Genomic DNA, 19,168 nt, shown 5'->3' on the forward strand with positions numbered 1-19,168 from the left:
CATTACAAGCTGACGTGCCGGCGTACCCCGCCCCGAGACCGATGCCCAGGCAACTTGCACGCGGCAATAGAATGGCCGTATGCCATCTCTGACTGCCACGCTCACCGATCGTTTCGCCGCTGCCCTCACCGCCGCCTTCGGCGAGGACTTCGCAGATCGCGATCCGGTCATCCGCAGCAGCCAGTTCGCGGACTTCCAGGCCAATGTCGCCCTGCCGCTGGCGAAGGAGCTGAAGTCGAAGCCGCGGGACATCGCGACCACGACCGTCGACAACCTCGAGGTCTCCGACATCTGCGAACCGCCGGAGATCTCCGGGCCCGGGTTCATCAACCTCACCTTCACCCCCGAGTTCCTCGCCCGCACCCTCGAGGCCGGCGGAGCGGCAGCGGCACCGGAGAACGCCGATCCGCAGCGGATCGCCATCGACTACTCGGCGCCGAACGTCGCCAAGGAGATGCACGTCGGGCACCTGCGCACCACCGTCGTCGGCGACGCCCTGGCCCGGACGCACGAATTCCTCGGCAACACCGTCATCCGCCAGAACCACATCGGCGACTGGGGCACGCCCTTCGGCATGCTCATCGAACACCTCCTCGACGTCGGAGTCGACTCGGAGGCCGCCGCCGAGGTGTCGGAGAATCCGAACGCGTTCTACCAGGCCGCCCGGTCGAAGTTCGACGCCGACGAAGCCTTCGCCACCCGCTCCCGCTCCCGCGTCGTCAAGCTCCAGGGCGGCGACGAGGAGACACTCGGACTGTGGACGAGGCTCGTCGGCTACTCACGGGACTACTTCAACCGCATCTACTCCCTCCTCGACGTCACCCTGCGTGATGACGACCTGGCCGGTGAGTCCACGTACAACGACGTCCTCGCCGAGGTCTGCGACGAACTCGAGGCCAAGGGGCTGGCGACGCTCTCCGACGGTGCCCTGTGCGTGTTCCCCGCCGGCTTCACCGGCCGCGAGGGCGAGCCCCTGCCGCTCATCATCCGCAAGTCCGACGGCGGCTACGGCTACGCCACGACCGACCTCGCGGCGATCCGCAGCCGTGCGATCAACCTCGGCGTCGATCGGGCTCTCTACGTCGTCGGGACCCCGCAGGCCATGCACTTCGAGATGGTCTTCACCGTCGCCCGCGAGGCCGGCTGGCTGCCCGAGACGGTCAGCGCCGAACACGTGAAGATCGGCAATGTGCTCGGCTCCGACGGCAAGATCCTGCGCACCCGCTCCGGTGCCCCGCTGCGCCTGGCCGAACTCCTCGAGGAGGCCGTGTCCCGGGCGAAGGCGACCGTGGCCGAGTCGACCGTCGACTTCACCGACGAGGAGGCCGAGGAGGTCGCCCGCATCGTCGGCATCGGTGCGGTGAAGTACGCCGACCTCTCCGTCGCCCACGACACCTCGTACACCTTCGACCTCGACCGGATGCTCGCCCCCATCGGCAACACCGCCCCGTACCTGCAGTACGCCGGCGCCCGCATCCGCTCGATCGGGCGCAGGGCCGAGGCCGAAGGCGTCGACGCCGCCGGGGTCGCGAACGCGGCGATCAGCCTCGAGCAGCCGGCCGAACGTGAGCTGGCCCTGTCGATCCTCGGCTTCGCCGACGTCATCGCCGAGGCGGCCGCGGGCTCCCAGCCCCACCGACTGTGCACGTACCTCTTCGATCTCGCCCAGGCCTTCACCTCGTTCTACGAGCAGTGTCCCGTGCTCATCGCGGACACCCCTGAGCTGCGGGCCTCCCGCCTGCGGCTGTCGGCGATCGTCCTCGAGGTCCTCGTCGCCGGTCTCGGGGTGCTCGGCATCCGCGTGCCCGAGCGCATGTGAGCACGCCGCCCCGCACCTCGCCGAAGCGGATGCTGCCCTGGATCATCCTGGGCATCGTCATCCTCGCGCTCAACCTGCGCACCCCGATCATCGCCCCGACGGCGATCCTGCCCAGGATCCAGGAGGGGACGGGCTTCAGCACGGCCGGACTGGGCATGCTCACCGGCCTGCCGGTCCTCCTCTTCGCGCTCGCCACCCCGCTGGCCGGACGACTCATCACCCGCCTCGGCGCCGAGGCCACGGTCCTCTCCTGCCTGACGGGAGTGCTCGTGGGCACGGTGCTGCGCTCCGTCGGCCCCGGCTGGCTGGTGCTCGTCGGCACGGGCATCATCGGCCTGGCGATCACGCTGGGCAATATCGTCGTGCCCGTCATCATCCGCCGCGAGGTGCCGTGGGAACAGGTGGCGATGGTCACCGGGCTGTACTCGGCGATGATGAACATCGGCTCGATGGCCACGCTCATCGGCACCGGGCCGATGGCCGCCGCCTTCGGCTGGCGGTGGGCGCTGGCGGTCTGGGGCGTGCTCGCGCTCATCGGGCTCGGCTTCTGGATGCTGCTCATCCGCACCCGCGTACGCCGTGAGGGCGCGGCCCGGCGGGCTGCCGAGGCTGCCGCCCCCGCAGCGAAGGTGCCGTGGAGTCAGGCGCCCGCCGCCTTCCGCGGCATCATCGCCCTGCTCATCGTCACGTTCTCCGGCCAGTCGATCGCCTACTACACGACGACGACCTGGCTGCCGAGCTACCTCGCCGACACGATCGGACTCGCCCCGGCCGCGGCCGGCAGCACGGCCTCGCTGTTCCAGATCGCGGCGATCCTCGGCGCCTTCGGGGTGCCGCTGCTGGCCGCGAAGTCCAGGCCCTGGATGCCGGTGGCGATCGTCGCCGTCCTCTGGCTGTCCCTGCCGGTCGGTCTGCTGCTGGCGCCCGGCGCCTACGGCCTGTGGGCGATCACCGGCGGCATCGCCCAGGGCGGCGGCTTCACCGCGATCTTCTCGATCATCGCCCGCACCGCCGGCAGCGACGCCCAGACCGCGTCCGCCTCGGCGCGGGTGCAGGGCGGCGGCTACCTGGCCGCGACCCTGGCGCCGCCGTTCGCCGGGTGGCTCAACACGGTCACCGGGGGCTGGACGGCGCCGCTGATGCTCATCCTCGCCGCCACCCTGGCATTCACGATCACGGGTCTGCTCGCGGCCCGTCGTGCCGGACGCATCCCGCGCGGGGGCGCCGGTCGCGAAGTCCTCGACGACGACTGAACACCCGCCGACACGGTCGCGCGTGCATTCCCGGGCACGATCCCGGATACGGCTGGGCAGACTGCTCTGTACCGATGGTCAGCCACACAAACGCCGAGGCGGCCCATCGTGACGATGGGCCGCCTCGGCGGTGGAATCGGCGAACTCAGTGCTTGGAGTTCTTGTCCTCGTTCGCTGTTCCGGACTGAGCCTCGGCGGGCTTGACAGCCGGCTTCGGAGCCGGAACCTCGTCCTTCTCCTCAGTCGCGGACTCGGCCTTGGTCGAGGGCACCGCGGTCTGCGAGACCTGAGCGCTGGTGGCCTGGCGCGAGGCCGGGGTCGAACCGACCGGACGAGCATCGGCGGGACGGTTGTTCGGCAGCGGGGTCGACCAGGGATCCTCGACGGGCTGCGCCTTCTTCCACACGTAGTACCCGATTCCGGCGGCCGAGCCGATCACGAGGGTCCACACGAGGGCGGCCTTCCCACCGCCGGACTTGCGTGCGGTGTCCTTCTGGATCCGCTTGCCGGCCTTGCCGAGGGCCTTGCGAGCCTTCTTCATCGCCTTCTTGTCACCGGTCAGGCGCACGGCCAGGTCATCGACGAGCTTCGGAGTCTCGACGGAGGCCAGCGAGTTGGCGGCGTTCGAGGCGAACTTGCCGGCGCGTTCGGTGGCCTCTGGGCGGTAGGACTCGAGCTTGTCGGCCCAGGCGTGGACCTGATCATTGGCCTTGTCGGCCAGTGCCTCGACCTGGGGACGTGCCTTCTCAGCGAACTCTTCGGCTCGTTCGGCCAGGGCTTCGACCTGCGGGCGGGCCTTGTCGGCTGCCTCGCGCAGCTTCGGGGCCGCGGTCTCGCTGGCATCGGCGAGGACTCGGAGCGACGACTGCTTCGCGGAATCGAGCTTCGAAGTGAGCTGATCTCGAGTTGGCTTCTTCGACATAAAACTTCCCAATCCTTAGATGTCGGTGGTCAAGTGATCACTGCCCAGTCTACGGCCTACGTGCAAGCCCATGGTCAGCGGCATCATCGAATTGTCTGCAGATCAGCTGACAGACTTGAGCATGCTCCGGTGTGAGACTGCAATCGAGACCACGTCGTGGAAGAATGAAGCCATGACTACAGTCTCAACGCACACAGCTGTCCTGCACACCAACCACGGTGACATCACCATCAACCTCTTCGGCAACCACGCGCCGAAGACCGTGGCCAACTTCGTCGAACTGGCCCAGGGTGAGCGTGAGTTCACCGATCCCTCGACCGGTGAGCCGACCAAGCGCCCCTTCTATGACGGTCTCAGCTTCCACCGCATCATCTCGAACTTCATGATCCAGGGCGGCTGCCCGCTGGGCACCGGAACCGGCGGCCCCGGCTACACCTTCGACGACGAGATCCACCCGGAGCTGCAGTTCGACCGCAAGTACCTGCTGGCCATGGCCAACGCCGGCAAGCAGATGGGTCGCGGAACCAATGGTTCGCAGTTCTTCATCACGACCGCTGAGACTCCTTGGCTCAACGGCAAGCACACCATCTTCGGCGAGGTCGCCGACGAGGCCTCGCAGCACGTCGTCGACGAGATCGAAGGCGTGCGCACCGCTGCGATGGACAAGCCGGTCGAGCCGGTCGTCCTCGAGAAGGTCGACATCACCGCGAAGTGAACTCACCGGCCGTGAGTATCCGCGCGGTCTGAGAATCGACGTGGGTACCATGGTGTGATGGACACACCGGAAGAGGGCTCGGCACGGGAAACCGGCCGGGCCCTCTCCCTGTCCCCACCCCTGGTCACCCGCACTATCCTCATCGTCACGGTCGTTGCGTTCCTCGCCGAACTGGTGCCCGGCCTCAGCCTGCTCCACCGACTCAGCTTCGTTCCGGCACTCACCCTCGACCAGCCGTGGCGGGTCCTCACAGTCGCCCTCGTCCATGAGGAGCCCTCACCGTTCCACCTGTTTGCGAACATGATCGGCCTGTTCTTCTTCGGGACCTTCGTCGAACGTGCCCTGGGCCATTGGCGGTTCCTCGTCGTCTACCTGATCGGCACGATGGGCGGATCGGCGATGGTGCTCGTCCTCGCCGAACCCTTCAGCAGCGACTGGGTGACCAACCACATCGGGGCCTCGGGCGCGGTGTTCGCCATCGTCGGCGTCCTGCTCGCACCGACTCGGCGCCTGGATAGGAATCTCACCGGCGTCGTGGTCTTCGTGGCGCTGAACTTCGGCTACGGACTCCTCGTCGAGGGAGTCTCCTGGCAGGCCCACCTCGGCGGACTGCTCACCGGCTTCGTGCTCGGCTGCGCCGCGCTGCTGGTCCCGAAGCGAGCCCGGAACACGGTGTTCTTCCTGACCGCGATCGGGCTCGTCATCCTCATGGCGCTGGCCGGTGCCTGGAGGCTGTTCGGCGTGGGGCTGTAGGCCCCTCTGTTCGAGGGTGCGACTTCTACCAGATAAAGGGTGATTTGTGTGCACTTCACGGTGGAAGAAATGTTGTCCACAGGAGATATCCACAAGGTGGATAACTTACACACGTGTGTTTAAGCAGGTCAGAAGCTCAAAATAAGTTTTCCACAAGCGACGCTCCCGGCTTGGGTATAACTCGTCGCTTGTGGATTGTGGATGGAGAGGTGACTGCGGCTGGGAGTCCGACTACCGCCAGCGGGTGGACATGATCAGTCCCGCGACGAAGAACGCGAAGCCGATGAGGATGTTCCAGTTGCCCCACGCTTCGACCGGGAAGGCGCCCTGGGAGACGTAGAAGGTGACGAGCCAGATGAGTCCGATGAGGAGCAGGCCGATGAGGACGGGCAGGAACCAGCTCGGGTTCGGCTTGATCGTCTGCTGACCCGACGTCGAGGTGTAGCTCGCGGTCTTGCGACCCTGCGGCCGCTTGGCCGGGTTGCCCGAACGCGAGGTGCGCTTCGCTGATGAACCCTTGGCCGTGGAACCCTTCGACGACTTCGCGTCGCTGCTCTTCGCGTCGCTGGCCTCGGACGACTTCGTGTCGGCCTTCTTGGCCGACTTCGACGTGGACGTCTTGCCAGCGGCGGCGGTGCCCTTGGAATTCTCGGCACCCTCGGTGTCGGCATCGTCCACGCTGTCAGCAGCATCGTCGGCGTTGGCCTCGACCGCGGTGGAGTCGTTCGACGACTCGTCGACCGTCTCTTCGGTCGCAACATCCACGGAATCCGTCTCGACAGCCTCGGTCTCGACGGCTTCTGTCTCTACCGCTTCTGTCTCGACTGCTTCGTCGATGGTCTCGGCCTGTTTGCTCTTGGCCGCCGACGACGTGCGCGAAGTGCGCTGAGGGCGCTGGGTCCGTCCTTTGGACTTGGCCACGAGTACTCCTTTGACGGCCGACCTCCGCTGGGGTCGCCGAGTGAATGGTTGGGGACAATCGCTGACCAGTCTACTCGGGACGTGGGTCACTGCGAAAAACTCCGACTACCCTGAAAGCGCCCCGAGAGCGCTCCGAACGGGGATTCTCATAGGATAAGGTGCAAGGGGTGTCCCCGCTTGTCCCTCGGACAAGCCCCGACAACGCAGTGACAGTCACGGAGCAGAAGTGGTGAATAGTTCCTCCTCGGGTAACGAGCCGGGCGCAAATCCGCCCTCGCGACCCACTATCCGTCCTGCGCAGAGACAGCACCCCGCACCACAGGCCCCCGGGAACTCCCCCTACCCCGGCCCGGTCGATACCGCCGGCTCCGGCGACCAGCCCCTGCCCAGCCGCCGTGAACTGCGCCGCCGTGAGGCAGAGGCCGCCGCGGCACAGGGACAGCCCACCGCCCACTACTCCGACGCTCCGGACATGTACGCGGATCCCGACTACTCAGGCGCGGAATCCGGGCAGGCGACGCAGGCGATGCCCGCGGCAGTCGGGGGCCCCGGCCGACAGGGACCACCGCCCACCCGACGGGAACAGGCCGCCACGCGACGGAAGCGTCAGCCGGTCGAGCGGGAACCGCTCGGTCCCGTCCGCGGCACAGTGCGCACCTTCGGCGAACTGTGCATCACCGCCGGTCTCGTGCTCATCCTCTTCGTCGTCTGGCAGCTGTGGTGGACCGACATCGAGGCCAACCGTGACAACGAGAACCTCGCCGACCAGCTCACCGAGGACTGGGCGAACCAGGATCCCAACGAACTGCCCGATGACCCGGACGAGCCCGTCGTCGCCGACCCGGTGGACAAGAACAGCGCCTTCGGGATCTTCTACATCCCGCGATTCGGCGACGACTACTACCGCACGGTGGCCGAAGGCGTCGACCTCGAACCCGTGCTCAACCGGATGGGCGTCGGCCGCTACCCGAATTCGGCGATGCCCGGAGAGGTCGGCAACTTCTCCGTGGCCGGCCACCGCGTCACCTACGGCAAGCCGTTCAACAAGATCGCGAACCTGCGCCCGGGCGACGAGATCATCGTCCAGACGAAGGACGGCTTCTACACCTACACCTTCCGCAACTTCGACATCATCCTCCCCGACGCCGTCGAAGTGCTCTCACCCGTGCCCGACGAGCCCGACTACAAGGGCAAGGACCGGATCCTGACGATGACGGCGTGCAACCCGATGTTCTCGGCGCGGGAACGCTATGTCGCCTACTCGGAGCTCACGGACTGGACCCCGGCCAAGGACGGTCCGCCGAAGAGCATCAAGGACTCCAAGGCCTACGACAAGGTCAGCAAGAACGGTGGTGCCTGACATGTACGGATTCATCTGGCGACTGCTCCCCGGCAATTGGTTCGTCAAGCTCATCTTCGCCCTCATCCTCATCGCGGCGGTCGTCCTCCTGCTCATGCAGTACGTCTTCCCCGTCATCGCCCCCTACATGCCCTTCAACAACGCAACCGTGACAGATGGTGGCCAATGACCAAGATCCTCGTCATCGACAACTACGACAGCTTCGTCTATACGCTCGTGTCCTATCTGCGTGAGCTCGGTGCGGACGTCGACGTCGTCCGCAACGACGACATCCCCGCCGCCGAGGTGGCCGCCACCGCAAGCGCCTACGACGGCGTGCTCCTCTCGCCCGGTCCCGGTGTGCCCGCCGAGTCCGGCGTGTGCCCGTCGCTGCTGTCATGGGCCGAGGGTGCGGGCATGCCCGTGTTCGGCGTGTGCCTGGGCCATCAGGCCCTCGGCGAGGTGTTCGGCGCCGAGGTGACCCATTCGCCGGTCCTCATGCACGGCAAGACCTCCGTGATCACTCACGACGGCGAAGGCATCTTCTTCGGCTGCCCGAGCCCGCTGACCGTGACCCGGTACCATTCCCTGGCGATCGTCGACGAGACCCTCGACCTCGAGCGGTTCACCGTCACCGCCCGCACCGAGGACGGCATCGTCATGGCCATCGAACACCGGGAGAAGCCGCTGTTCGGCGTCCAGTTCCACCCCGAATCCGTGCTCACCGAATGCGGTTACCTCATGCTCGGCAACTGGCTCGAGGTGTGCGGACTGACCGGTGCCGCCGAAGCGGCGGCCGGCATGTCCCCGTTGGCGACCGCGATCGCCTGAGAATTCCCGCCGACCTCGTTCTTCGGGGTGTTCGCCGAGGTGGCTCCTCGTTAGGATCGTGTGCACAGCGATCGGGAGGAACCAACGATGTCAGAACCGAGCTACCAGAGGTCCGAGCCCTTCACCGAACTCACCGTCATCGAAGTGCCGGCGGCACCGGCCGCCGTCGTCGAGGGCAGGGATGTGGCCATGGACGATCTGCCCGCCCTGTTCGACGAGACGTTCTCCGGGCTCTTCCCGGCCCTGGCCGAGGCGGGACTCGAACCCGCGGGGCCGGCCTTCGCCCTGTACACGAAGCAGCCGAGCGAAACGGTGGATCTGCAGGTGGGGATCCCCACCTCGGCGGGGCTGACCAACGCGCAGCCGATTCGCGGGGGACATATCGTCATCCCCTCCGAACTGCCGGCCGGTTCCATGGCCGTGCGCAGCCACCTCGGCGGCTATGACGGACTCGGTGAGGCCTGGGCTCAGCTGCTCCAGGACACCGTATCTGCCGGGCATCATCCGGGCCTGCCGTTCATCGAAATCTACGTCACCGAACCCAGCCCGGAGGCGGACCCCGCGAGCATGCGCACGGACCTCTTCCTCAGCCTCGAGTGAGGCTGGTCGTCGCGTAGGCGACGTGGCTGCTCAGTTGCCGGACGCGTCGGACCAGCCGTCGAAGAAGCCGCCCGGGTCACCCATCGAATCGGTGTCCTTCTCGCCGTCGTCGCCATTGTCTCCGTTGTCGCCTCCACCGTCGCTGTCACCGTCATCGGACGGCGAGGTCGGGATCCCGCCGGGGATCGAGGGCATCGACGGTGAGGGCTCCGGCGGCTTCTTGGCCACCTTCACGGTGATCTCCGATCCCTGCTTGACCTCGCTGCCGCTGGTGGCGGACTGCTCGAAGACCTTCTTCTCATCGTGCTCGTCGGTCTCGACCTCTTCGGTCTTGCATCCCAGCTGGTAGTCATCGCCCTCGAGGGTCTTGCAGGCCTCCTTAGCTGACTTGCCGGTGACGTCGGGGACCTCGACCATGCCGGAGGAGACGACGAGATCGACGTTCGAGTCGACATCGACCTCCTGGCCGTCTCCGGGTTTGGTCTCGATGACCACGCCCTGCTCCACATCCGGTGAGTTCTGAGAGATGTGGGTGCCGGCCTGGAGCTTCGCATCGTTGATGATCTTCCGCGCGTCTTCCTCGGTCTTGCCGGAGACATCGGGGACCTTCACGGATTCTGGACCCGAGGAGACGATGAGCTTGACGATGCTGTCCTTGTCGACGGTCTGACCGCCCGGAGGATCGGTTTCGATGGCCTTGCCCTCATCGACCTCGGAGCTGTACTTCTCATCTGTGTCGACTCTCAGTCCCTGTTTGATGAGCGCGGCCTCCGCCTCGTCGGCGTCCATGTTGGCCACATCCGTGACCTGGACCTGGGGGATCGGCTCGGGCTTGTTGATCTCGTAGACCCACAGGGCCACTGCGGCCAGGGCGAGGAGGACGAAGATGCTGCCGATCCAGATCCAGGCCTTCGATCGCCTCTGCGGCGGACGCTCCTCCTGGTTCGTCATGATCGCGGACACGGGACCGGTCTCGGGAGCCGGCTCGGCTTCGGCATGCGCCATCTGCCCGGTCATCGGCGGGGCCATCATCGGGTAGGCCTGGGTGGCGTCCGCGTCGTCGTCGAAGCTCATGGGGCGGCCGTCGCGGGCGGCGAGGACGTCCTCACGGAACGTGTAGGCGTCCTGGTAGCGGGCGTCGCGGTCCTTGAGCAGCGCGTGGAGGACGAGCCGGTCGACGGCCGGTGGGACGTTCGGGTTGTAGAAGCTCGGCGGCTGCGGGGTCTCCCCGACGTGCTGGTAGGCCACGGCCAGCTGCGAATCGCCGACGAATGGGGGACGACCGGCCAGCAGCTCATAGAGCAGGCACGCGGTCGAATAGAGGTCGGAGCGGGCGTCGACGACCTCGCCGCGGGCCTGCTCGGGGGAGAGGTACTGCGCGGTGCCGACTACGGACTGGGTCTGCGTCAGACCCGAATTGTCCTTGAGCGCTCGGGCGATGCCGAAGTCCATGACCTTGATGTCGCCCTCGGGCGTGAGCATGACGTTCGCGGGTTTGATGTCGCGGTGGACGATGCCGTTGCGGTGGGAGTACTCGAGCGGGGCGAGTACGCCGGCGATGACGTTGAGCGCCTCGTCGACGGTGAGAGTGCCGTGCTCGTTGAGCACCTCGCGCAGGGTCTGGCCCTCGACGTATTCCATGACGATGAAGGGCACGGACACGGATGAGCCGCCGGATTCGACGAATTCCTCCTCACCGGAGTCGTAGACGGAGACGATGCCGGGATGGTTGAGACCGGCGGCGGACTGCGCTTCGCGTTTCAGCCGGGTGTGGAACGAGGGATCGCGGGCGAGATCGGACCGCAGAAGTTTGATTGCGACGCGACGACCGAGTCGGTTGTCGACGCCCTCGTGCACTTCCGCCATGCCCCCACGGCCGAGGAGCGCACGAATCTCGTAACGCCCCGACAGCACCTTGGGTTCAGTCATTGATGTCCTCCGCTAATCTCACCCGTTCGGTGGGTTCATTCTCACCCGAACCGGGTTGAGCTCTCAGTATTTCAAACTCTTCGCTTCTCTTGCGCGTTCAGTGTCTGCTCATCGCCAGGATCTGCTCATCGCCGCTGTTCCCAGCGGAATCGCCGGTGGCGTCCGAGTTCAGTTGCCATTGTCCCCGTTCCCGCTGTCGTTCGAATTCGCGTTTTTCGAGCCCCCGTTGTTCGAGCTCGAGTTGCTGGACGAGCCGTTGTCCGAATCGCTGTCGGAGTTCGACCCGCTGCTGTTCGAGGTCGAATTCGAGTTCGCGGAGTCGTTCGACGCATTGTCGTTGTCCGATGCGGAGTCATTGCCGTTGTCGTTGCTGCTCTGGTCTGAGTCCGAGGAGCTCGATGAGTCCTGATCGGAGCTCGATCCGTTCTCATCGGAGTTCGAGTCGCTGCCGTTCGAGGAGTTCGACGAACCCGATGAGTCCGAATCGGAGCTCGACTCCGAGTCATTGCCCAGACCCGGATCGGATCCCGTGTCTGTGGTCGGTTCCGGCGCGTCGGCAGGTCCGGCGGAGATGTAGAGGGTCACGGTGTCGCCCTCTTCGAAGGTGTAGCCGTTGTCGCCCTCGCCGACGTCGGCGACGGTGCCCTCGGTCCGATCGGAATCGATCTCCGTGGTCTCGACCTTCAGGCCCTTGTTCTCGAGGTTCTGTGTGGCCGAGGACTCGCTCAGTCCGATGTAGTCGCTCGGATCGATCTCGATGGTCTTCGCGGCTTCCGAGGTCGGCGCCGAGGTGGACGGATCCGGTTCGGGTTCGGCATTGCCGCCGCCGAGGAAGAACCACAGCAGTGAGCCGACGGCGATGAGTGCGATGATCGCGAGGATCCAGATGAGGACGCGGCCTTTGTTCGACTGCTTGTCCTTGTCCGGGTCCGTGCTCAGCGCGTCCGCGCTCTGCGGGTCGTTCGGGTCGAGTTCCCCCGCACCGGCGGCTCCTGCCGCTCCTGCGAAACCGGCGGCCTGGTTGTTCGGGTAGACCTGGGTGGCGTCGTTGGCCGCGGTCACGGGCATCGCCTTGGTCGTGGGCACCGGCTCGGGGTTGTTGAAGACCTGGGTGAGCGCCTCGGAGGCGGCATTGCCGTGCCGCATCTGCGGGACGAGCTCCTCGGCACCGGCGACGTCGCCGGCCGAGAGCGCCTCAGCGGCCTTGGCGACCTTCATGGCGTCGGCGGGCCGGCGGTCGGGCTTCTTCTCCAGCAGGCAGTCGACGAAGCGGCGCAGCGGTTCGGAGACCGTGTCCGGCAGCGGCGGATGCTGCTGGTTGACCTGCGCGATCGCGATGGCGACCTGCGAGTCCCCGGTGAAGGGACGCTGTCCGGCGAGTGCCTCGTAGGCGATGATGCCGAGCGCATAGAGGTCGGAACCGGGGCCCGACCCCTTGCCGGTGGCCTGTTCGGGGGCGAGGTACTGGGCGGTGCCCATGACCTGTCCCGTCTTCGTCAGCGGAGCCTGATCGGTGACGCGGGCGATGCCGAAGTCGGTGATCTTGACCCGGAAGTCCGGGGTCATGAGGATGTTGCCGGGCTTGATGTCGCGGTGGATGACTCCGACCTTGTGCGCGGCGCCGAGCGCCTGCGCGGCCTGGGAGACGATGCTCAGGGTATCGGTCTCGGACAGGGGTGCGCTGCGCTCGATGATGGCCGACAGCGCCTCACCCGGAACGTACTCCATGACCAGGTAGGGCGAGCCCTGCTCGTCGCCGTAGTCGTAGACGCCGGCGATGCCGGGATCGGAGACGCGACCCATGTTCTGCGCTTCGGCGCGGAAGCGGGCGAGGAACGTCGATTCGGAGAGGTATTCGTCCTTGAGGATCTTGGCCGCGACCTCACGGCCGAGCACGGAATCCACACCCTTCCAGACCTCGCCCATGCCGCCGACGGCGATTCGGGAGGTGAGCTTGTATCGGTTGCCCAACAGGGTGCCTTCAACGGGTCTCATTTCTCGACCACCGCTTCCATCATGTTCTTGGCGATCGGTCCGGCGACCGTCGCTCCATAAGCTTCGTTGCCCGCGTTTCCGCCGTTCTCGACGACCACCGCGACCGCGATCTTGGGATCGTCGGCCGGGGCGAAGGAGATGAACCAGGCGTGGGGTGCCGCACCCGAGGCATGCTGGGCGGTGCCGGTCTTCGCGGCGACCTTCGTGTCGCCCATCTTCGCCACCGAGGCGGTGCCGTCGGTGACGACGCCCTCCATCATCTCGGTCAGCTGGTCAGCGGTGTCACCGGAGATCGGCCGGGACTGCTGTTTCGGACGCGTCTCTTCGATCGGCTCGAGAGTGTTCGCGTTGAGCACCCGGTCGACGAGCTGGGGCTTCATCATCTTTCCGCCGTTCGCGATGCTCGCCGTCACCATCGCCATCTGCATCGGGGTCGATCGGACCTCGTACTGGCCAATCGCCGACTGCGCCAGCTGGGGCGGATTGAGATCGGAGGGGAACGAGGACGGAGTCACGTTGAGTGGGATCTCGAGATCCTGGCCGAAGCCGAACTTCTCCGCCTGCTTCTTGATCGCGTCCTCACCGAGGTCCATGCCCAGGGAGGCGAACGAAGTGTTGCAGGATTCGGCGAGTGACTGGGCCAGAGTCGGCTTGCCGCCGTTTCGGCAGGCCCCCGGATGGGAGTTGCCGATCGTCGAGGTCGTCTGCGGAAGGTCAAGGCTCGCGGGTCCGTTGAGTTCCGTCTCCGGCGTGTAGTCCCCGGATTCCAGCGCCGCCGCGGCGTCGATGACCTTGAAGGTCGAGCCGGGTGGGTAGAGGTTGCCGCCGATCGCGCGGTTGTACGCGGGCTTGCCGTCGGCGGCTTCGAGGTTCTTGAATGCCTGGGCGGCTTCGGTCGTGTCGTGGTTGGCCAGCGCGTTGGGATCCCAGCCGGGCGTCGAGGCCAGGGCGAGGATCTTCCCGGTCTTCGGGTCGATCGCCACGGCCGCGCCGTTCTGGTTGCCGAGTCCGTCCACCGCGGCCTTCTGGACCTTCGGGTCGATCGTCAGCTCCACGGCCGCGCCGCGGGGCTGTTCGCCGGTGAAGAAGCTGCCGACCTTGTCGTAGAACAGGGCGTCGGAGTCACCGGACAGATAGTCGCCGGTGGCCCGTTCCATGCCCGAGGCTCCGGACACGACCGAGTAGTACCCGGTGATGGCCGCGTACGCCGAGGGATCGAGGCCTTCCGATCCGTACTTGCGCTGGAACTCGTACTTGTCGTCGACGGGCTCCGAATAGGCGATCGGGGTGCCGTCGACGAGGATCGGGCCGCGGTCGCGGGCGAGCTGATCGAGGATCCGACGGTTGTTCAGCGGATTGTTGTTCAGCGAATCCGCGGTGACGTACTGGACCCAGCTCGTCGATCCGAACAGGAGCGCGAACATGACGAATCCGACGACGGCGATATGCGTCAATGGCTTCTTCATCGTTCACCTCCGTTGTTGCGTCGGCCAGTGTGGTTCGGGTCGGCTGAGTGGTGGTCGGCAGGGTCGTAGTCGTCCGCGGAGGTGAGGTCGGTCGTCGGCGCTTCGCGATCGGCGCGACTGAGGTTCGTCGTGGGCGCATCCTCGTCGGTATGGTTCGCCGAGGCGGCCGATCCGACCGCAGCCCCGGTTCCGACCGCGGCCGGTGCGGTCTTCTTCGCCGGCTCCGGGTCTTCGGTGATCCTGAGGACGCCGGTGTGGAAGTCCTCGACGGGGCGCCGGGCGTTGTCGGAGATCCGCAGCAGAAGGCCGATGATCATCCAGTTCGCGATCAGCGAGGAGCCGCCCTGGGCAAGGAACGGCGTGGTCAGACCGGTCAGCGGGATGAGGCGGGTGACGCCGCCGACGACGACGAAGACCTGCAGGGCGATCGTGAACGACAGTCCCGTGGCCAGCAGGGTGCCGAAGCCGTCGCGCAGCTGCTGGGCGGTGCGGATGCCGCGCTGGAAGATGAAGAGGTAGCAGAGCAGGATGACGAAGAGGCCGGCCAGGCCGATCTCCTCGCCGAAGCTCGCGTAGATGAAGTCGGATTCGGCGTAGGGGACCATGTTCGGCCGACCCTCGCCGAAGCCGGTGCCCACGAGCCCGCCGTTGGACATGCCGAACAGGCCCTGGACGAGCTGATACGAGCCGCCGAACTCCTTGTTGTATTCCTCCGCGGTCAGGGCATTGAGCCAACCGTCCACACGCTGCTGCACGTGGGTGAAGAGGAAGGTCGCGGCCACCGCACCGGCGGCGAAGAAGCCGAGGCCGAGGATGATCCACGAGACCTTGGAGGTGGCCACATAGAGCATCGCGACGAAGAGGCCGAAGAACAGCAGTGAGGTGCCGAGGTCCTTCTCGAAGACGAGGATGCCGACGCTGGCGACCCAGGCGATGACGATGGGTCCGAAGTCGCGCAGGCGGGGGAATCTGATGCCGAGGATCTTCGGTCCGGCGGCCACGAGCTGATCCTTGTAGCTGACGAGGTAGCCGGCGAAGAAGATCGCGAGCAGGATCTTCGCGATCTCGCCCGGCTGGAAGGACATCGATCCGACGCCGATCCAGATGCGCGCACCGTTGATGGTCTTTCCGAGACCGGGGATGAGCGGCAGGAGGAGGAAGAGGAGGGCTGCGAAGCCGGACACGAAGGTGTAGCGGCGCAGCCAGCGATGGTCACGGACGATGAAGATCACGGCGATCGCCAGGCCCACGCCGAGTGTCATCCAGATCAGCTGAGTCATGCCCGAACCGAGGTATTCCTTGCGGCCGAGGTCGACGCGGTAGATCATCGCCAGACCGAGTCCGTTGAGCAGCACCGCGATGGGCACGAGGACGGGGTCGGCGTACTTCGCTTTGATCCAGACGACGATGTGGATGGTGAGTCCGAGTGCGGCCAGCCATCCTGCGTAGCCGTAGACGTTGGCCGGGATCGTGCCTTCGACGCCGAGCCCCACGAGCGCATAGGCGACGGTGGCGATGGCGATGGCGAGGATGAGCAGACCGAGTTCGGCCAGACGATAGGGCCTGGGACGCGCGGTCTGCGAGGGGGCCTGGGACATCACTGCGACTCCCGGGTGATGGCATCACTGGGGTCTGCTGACTTCGAGTTCGGCGGTGAGGGAGCCGGATCGGTCGGGCTCGTGGAGTCCTCGACGTTGCCCGAGACTCCGCTGGTGCGCTCGGCTTCCTTGCGCAGGTTGTCGATGATGCGTTCGGCCTCGTCCCGGGAGTTCGCGGGGATGGAGCCGCGCAGACGATCCTGCGAATACGTGTTGAGGCTGCCGACCTCGATGTCGGTGGTGTCCTCGAGGCGACTGAGCTCGATGGGGCCCAGGGTCGTGTCGAGGCCGCGGTAGAGGGAGACCTTGCCGTCGTCATCGGCGACGTAGTACTGGTTGCTCACATAGTTGTAGGCGAAGAATCCGCCGACGGCGAGGGCGATGATGACGATTCCCGTGATGATCCAGCCGAGGTAGGACCTTTTCTCGACCTCGTCTTCGAGGTCGTCCTCCTCGTCTTCCGAAGTGCCGGCGGCCGCGTCGGCGGAACCGGTGTGCAGCGGCTGAGTCGTTCCGTCGCGGGCCTCATCGTCGTCGTCACCGGACACTGCCTGCAGGGGCACGGTGTCGGTGGGAATGTCGCCGTCCCCGTAGTTCGGGCGGGCCTCGGTCGGTGCCTCCGCCTCGGTGTCGGCTCCGATCGCGGCATAGCGGGGATTGAGGTGGACGGATCCGACGGAGACACCGGCAGGGGTCTCCACCTCCCCTTCGAGCACGTCGCCGACGACGACAGTGACATTGTCGGCCCCGCCGCCGGCCAGGGCCAGGTCGATGAGCTGGCGGCAGGCCTCGTCGGGGTCGGCCACCTCGGTGAGGACTCGGGTGATGTCGTCGAGGTCGGCGAATCCGGTCAGCCCGTCGGAGCAGAGCAGCCAGCGGTCGCCGACCTGGGCCTCGCGCAGGGACAGATCGAGATCGGGGGAGGCACCGACGTCACCGAGGACCTTCATCACCACGGAGCGCTGCGGGTGGGTCTCGGCCTCCTCGGCGGTGATCCGGCCCTCGTCGACGAGCATCTGCACGAAAGTGTGGTCGTGTGTGATCGGCTGGAGCTTGTCATCGCGGAGCACATAGCCGCGGGAGTCGCCGATATGGGCGAGTGCGAAGCGGTTGTCGGGTGCGCGCAGCACCGCGGTGACGGTGGTGCCCATGCCCGCGAGTTCGGGCTGTTCCCCGACGCCGCGGACGATGCGGTCGTTCGCGTCGAGGATCGAGGTGCGCAGGATCTCCAGGGCGTCCTCGCCGCCGGGTTCGCGATCGAGTTCGGCGAGCCTGGCCACCGTGATCGCCGAGGCGACATCTCCTCCGGCGTGCCCGCCCATGCCGTCGGCGATGAGCAGGAAGTTCGGTCCCGCGTAGCCGGAGTCCTGGTTGTTCTTACGCACGAGCCCGGTATGCGACCGGGCTGCGGAACGGAGGGTGATGGTACCGCCGGTCGTCACGATTGGGTCTCCAGGGTCGTATGTCCGATGGTGATCCGCGTGCCGATGCGCAGCTGGATGGGTCCGGTCATGCGTGAGCCGTCGACGATGGTGCCGTTGGTCGATCCGAGGTCCTCGAGCAGCCAGGCGCCGTTCTTCGCGGAGATGCGGGCATGGTGGCTGGAGGCGAAGTCGTCGTTGATGACGATCGTGTTGTCGGGGGCGCGACCGAAGGTCACGGGTGCCCCGGAGAGCATGAGGGACTGACCGGCCAGGGGGCCGTCGGTGACGCGGATGGTGCCAGGGTGCGCGTGTGCGGCCGGCGCGGGAGCCTGCCGGGGTGCGGGAGCCGGAGTCGGCGGGGGAGCCGGGGCGGACGCGGAGCCGCCTCGGCGAGATTTCCGTCCGCCTCGCTTCGCACCTGCGCGCCGGGGTCCGAAGATGTCGCGGCGGAGGACTCCGGCGACGCCTAAGACGAAGAGCCAGAGGATGACGAAGAAGGCCAACCGGAAGACGGTGACGGTGAATTCGCTCACTGGGCGTCCCGCTCGCTCTCGTGATAGTGGACCTCGGCCTCACCGGCGAGGAGGACATCGCCGTCGGAGAGGTTCGCCGAGGTCAGCTTGCGTCCGTGCAGGAGTGTGCCGTTCGTCGAGCCGAGGTCGTTGGCGGTGGCGTGGTCGCCTTCGACGATGATCTCGAAGTGGCGACGGGAGACGCCGGGATCATCGATGACGAAGTCCGAACTCGACGAGGAGCGGCCGAAGGTGTTCGTGCCCTGGCGCAGCATCTGGGAGCGACCGTCGATGGTCACGCTCGCCTCGATGGCTCGGGCGGGTGCCGGTGCCGGCGCCGGACGGGCCGCGGGATTCGACCGCGCCGGGGCGACCTGTGCCGACCGGGCGGGTTCCGGGGTGCGGCGCGGAGTCACGGGACGGGAACCGGAATTCGGGGACTCGCCGACGATCGGGTTGGCGCGCGAGACCGGGTCGTAGCCGCCGCGGTTGGCCGGCTGGGCCGCCGGGGAGCCGTCGGGGCGTTCGGTCGAGGACACGACGCGGTACATGCCGGTGTCGAGGTCATCGGCCAGGGAGAAGTCGACGGAGACGGGGCCGACGAAGCTGTAGGCCTGCTCGACGGCGTGATCGCCGATGACCTGTCGGAGGTCGGAGCGCAGCTCGGACTCGAGACCGGAGAGGCGGTCGAAATCGGTCGGCGAGAGTTCGATGGTGTAGTGGTTGGCCGTCAGGGTCCGGCCGCGGGAGACCACGGCTGCCTTGTTGTCGGCCTCGCGGCGCAGAGCTCCGGCGAGTTCGACGGGCTCGACCTGTGATCGGAAGGCCTTGGCGAAGGCGCCGTTGACGACGTTCTCCAGCCCCTTCTCGAAGCGATCGAGTATCCCCATGGCACCTCCTCATCAGGTGTTGCCGGTCGTAGGCGAACTCTTCGCCACGCAAGTCTGTCGCCTCTGACCAGGAAGTCCCGGCCGAGCACAGTCTGGGCACATCAACACCCAATCCTAACGCGGTGAGCCTCTCAACTCACGTCACGCATGTTCTCGGGGCCACAATGTGCTGGGATTCCCGGCGCACGTCCAGGCAGGAAT

General features: G+C 66.6%; 17 protein-coding genes. 8 read left to right on the forward strand and 9 right to left on the reverse strand.

Annotated elements, in window-relative coordinates; translation table 11 throughout:
• The first annotated feature begins 79 nt into the window (after nt 1-79).
• Nucleotides 80-1,819: an arginine--tRNA ligase gene (argS, locus tag J9314_RS00190; RefSeq protein WP_210603877.1), complete on the forward strand. Its 1,740-nt coding sequence runs from the start codon at nt 80-82 to the stop codon at nt 1,817-1,819.
• Between the two features lie 29 nt (nt 1,820-1,848).
• Nucleotides 1,849-3,072, forward strand: coding sequence for an MFS transporter (locus tag J9314_RS00195; protein WP_210605456.1), 1,224 nt, complete (start codon nt 1,849-1,851; stop codon nt 3,070-3,072).
• Nucleotides 3,073-3,217: 145 nt separating this feature from the next.
• Here the strand turns inward: J9314_RS00195 and J9314_RS00200 are convergent, their stop codons facing one another.
• Nucleotides 3,218-3,994: a hypothetical protein gene (locus tag J9314_RS00200; protein WP_246490528.1), complete on the reverse strand. Its 777-nt coding sequence runs from the start codon at nt 3,992-3,994 to the stop codon at nt 3,218-3,220.
• Between the two features lie 172 nt (nt 3,995-4,166).
• Here J9314_RS00200 and J9314_RS00205 point away from each other — a divergent pair, with 172 nt between their 5' ends.
• On the forward strand, nt 4,167-4,709 hold the full coding sequence (locus tag J9314_RS00205) for a peptidylprolyl isomerase (RefSeq protein ID WP_210603878.1): 543 nt from the start codon (nt 4,167-4,169) through the stop codon (nt 4,707-4,709).
• Between the two features lie 57 nt (nt 4,710-4,766).
• Nucleotides 4,767-5,462, forward strand: a complete 696-nt coding sequence (locus tag J9314_RS00210; protein ID WP_210603879.1) for a rhomboid family intramembrane serine protease — start codon at nt 4,767-4,769, stop codon at nt 5,460-5,462.
• Nucleotides 5,463-5,693: 231 nt separating this feature from the next.
• Here the strand turns inward: J9314_RS00210 and J9314_RS00215 are convergent, their stop codons facing one another.
• The gene (locus tag J9314_RS00215; RefSeq protein ID WP_210603881.1) at nt 5,694-6,383 is read right to left on the reverse strand and encodes a cell division protein CrgA; all 690 of its coding nucleotides are present in this window, start codon (nt 6,381-6,383) and stop codon (nt 5,694-5,696) included.
• A 226-nt stretch (nt 6,384-6,609) separates the two neighbouring features.
• On the opposite strand from J9314_RS00215, the gene J9314_RS00220 reads away from it, so the two are divergent.
• The 4 genes from J9314_RS00220 to J9314_RS00235 all read left to right on the forward strand — a co-directional run bounded on the left by J9314_RS00220 (nt 6,610) and on the right by J9314_RS00235 (nt 9,153).
• The gene (locus J9314_RS00220) at nt 6,610-7,743 is read left to right on the forward strand and encodes a class E sortase (RefSeq protein WP_246490529.1); all 1,134 of its coding nucleotides are present in this window, start codon (nt 6,610-6,612) and stop codon (nt 7,741-7,743) included.
• Nucleotide 7,744: 1 nt separating this feature from the next.
• Entirely contained in the window at nt 7,745-7,912 is a 168-nt protein-coding gene (locus J9314_RS00225; protein WP_181274216.1) for a hypothetical protein, read from the forward strand.
• Nucleotides 7,909-8,553 (forward strand): anthranilate synthase component II, encoded by a 645-nt coding sequence (locus J9314_RS00230; RefSeq protein WP_210603882.1) that lies wholly within the window; start codon nt 7,909-7,911, stop codon nt 8,551-8,553. The genes J9314_RS00225 and J9314_RS00230 overlap by 4 nt, the downstream gene beginning before the upstream one ends.
• An 87-nt stretch (nt 8,554-8,640) precedes the next feature.
• Nucleotides 8,641-9,153 carry a GyrI-like domain-containing protein gene (locus J9314_RS00235; RefSeq protein WP_210603889.1) on the forward strand — a complete coding sequence of 171 codons (513 nt, stop codon included), beginning with the start codon at nt 8,641-8,643 and terminating at the stop codon, nt 9,151-9,153.
• Nucleotides 9,154-9,183: 30 nt separating this feature from the next.
• Here the strand turns inward: J9314_RS00235 and pknB are convergent, their stop codons facing one another.
• The 7 genes from pknB to J9314_RS00270 all read right to left on the reverse strand — a co-directional run bounded on the left by pknB (nt 9,184) and on the right by J9314_RS00270 (nt 18,967).
• Nucleotides 9,184-11,082, reverse strand: a complete 1,899-nt coding sequence (gene pknB, locus J9314_RS00240) for a Stk1 family PASTA domain-containing Ser/Thr kinase (protein WP_210603891.1) — start codon at nt 11,080-11,082, stop codon at nt 9,184-9,186.
• A 168-nt stretch (nt 11,083-11,250) separates the two neighbouring features.
• Nucleotides 11,251-13,077 (reverse strand): protein kinase domain-containing protein, encoded by a 1,827-nt coding sequence (locus J9314_RS00245; protein ID WP_210603892.1) that lies wholly within the window; start codon nt 13,075-13,077, stop codon nt 11,251-11,253.
• Nucleotides 13,074-14,543, reverse strand: coding sequence for a peptidoglycan D,D-transpeptidase FtsI family protein (locus J9314_RS00250; RefSeq protein WP_210603894.1), 1,470 nt, complete (start codon nt 14,541-14,543; stop codon nt 13,074-13,076). Before J9314_RS00250 ends, J9314_RS00245 begins: the two co-directional genes overlap by 4 nt.
• Entirely contained in the window at nt 14,540-16,141 is a 1,602-nt protein-coding gene (locus tag J9314_RS00255) for an FtsW/RodA/SpoVE family cell cycle protein (protein ID WP_210603896.1), read from the reverse strand. Before J9314_RS00255 ends, J9314_RS00250 begins: the two co-directional genes overlap by 4 nt.
• Nucleotides 16,141-17,583 (reverse strand): PP2C family protein-serine/threonine phosphatase, encoded by a 1,443-nt coding sequence (locus tag J9314_RS00260; RefSeq protein ID WP_210603898.1) that lies wholly within the window; start codon nt 17,581-17,583, stop codon nt 16,141-16,143. The genes J9314_RS00255 and J9314_RS00260 overlap by 1 nt, the downstream gene beginning before the upstream one ends.
• On the reverse strand, nt 17,580-18,098 hold the full coding sequence (locus tag J9314_RS19290; RefSeq protein WP_210603900.1) for an FHA domain-containing protein FhaB/FipA: 519 nt from the start codon (nt 18,096-18,098) through the stop codon (nt 17,580-17,582). The genes J9314_RS00260 and J9314_RS19290 overlap by 4 nt, the downstream gene beginning before the upstream one ends.
• Nucleotides 18,095-18,967: a DUF3662 and FHA domain-containing protein gene (locus J9314_RS00270; RefSeq protein WP_181274207.1), complete on the reverse strand. Its 873-nt coding sequence runs from the start codon at nt 18,965-18,967 to the stop codon at nt 18,095-18,097. The genes J9314_RS19290 and J9314_RS00270 overlap by 4 nt, the downstream gene beginning before the upstream one ends.
• Between the last annotated feature and the right edge of the window lie 201 nt (nt 18,968-19,168).

Origin of the sequence: Brevibacterium oceani, from assembly GCF_017948325.1 — a bacterium.
Classification (GTDB): Bacteria; Actinomycetota; Actinomycetes; order Actinomycetales; family Brevibacteriaceae; genus Brevibacterium; species Brevibacterium oceani.

Excerpts from the sequence above, each read along its gene's own strand:
- argS (WP_210603877.1), top strand. The coding sequence starts at position 80 with ATGCCATCTCTGACTGCCACGCTCACCGATCGTTTCGCCGCTGCCCTC.
- J9314_RS00195 (WP_210605456.1), top strand. The coding sequence starts at position 1,849 with ATGCTGCCCTGGATCATCCTGGGCATCGTCATCCTCGCGCTCAACCTG.
- J9314_RS00200 (WP_246490528.1), bottom strand. The coding sequence starts at position 3,994 with ATGTCGAAGAAGCCAACTCGAGATCAGCTCACTTCGAAGCTCGATTCC.
- J9314_RS00205 (WP_210603878.1), top strand. The coding sequence starts at position 4,167 with ATGACTACAGTCTCAACGCACACAGCTGTCCTGCACACCAACCACGGT.
- J9314_RS00210 (WP_210603879.1), top strand. The coding sequence starts at position 4,767 with ATGGACACACCGGAAGAGGGCTCGGCACGGGAAACCGGCCGGGCCCTC.
- J9314_RS00225 (WP_181274216.1), top strand. The coding sequence starts at position 7,745 with ATGTACGGATTCATCTGGCGACTGCTCCCCGGCAATTGGTTCGTCAAG.
- J9314_RS00230 (WP_210603882.1), top strand. The coding sequence starts at position 7,909 with ATGACCAAGATCCTCGTCATCGACAACTACGACAGCTTCGTCTATACG.
- J9314_RS00235 (WP_210603889.1), top strand. The coding sequence starts at position 8,641 with ATGTCAGAACCGAGCTACCAGAGGTCCGAGCCCTTCACCGAACTCACC.
- pknB (WP_210603891.1), bottom strand. The coding sequence starts at position 11,082 with ATGACTGAACCCAAGGTGCTGTCGGGGCGTTACGAGATTCGTGCGCTC.
- J9314_RS00245 (WP_210603892.1), bottom strand. The coding sequence starts at position 13,077 with ATGAGACCCGTTGAAGGCACCCTGTTGGGCAACCGATACAAGCTCACC.
- J9314_RS00250 (WP_210603894.1), bottom strand. The coding sequence starts at position 14,543 with ATGAAGAAGCCATTGACGCATATCGCCGTCGTCGGATTCGTCATGTTC.
- J9314_RS00255 (WP_210603896.1), bottom strand. The coding sequence starts at position 16,141 with ATGTCCCAGGCCCCCTCGCAGACCGCGCGTCCCAGGCCCTATCGTCTG.
- J9314_RS00270 (WP_181274207.1), bottom strand. The coding sequence starts at position 18,967 with ATGGGGATACTCGATCGCTTCGAGAAGGGGCTGGAGAACGTCGTCAAC.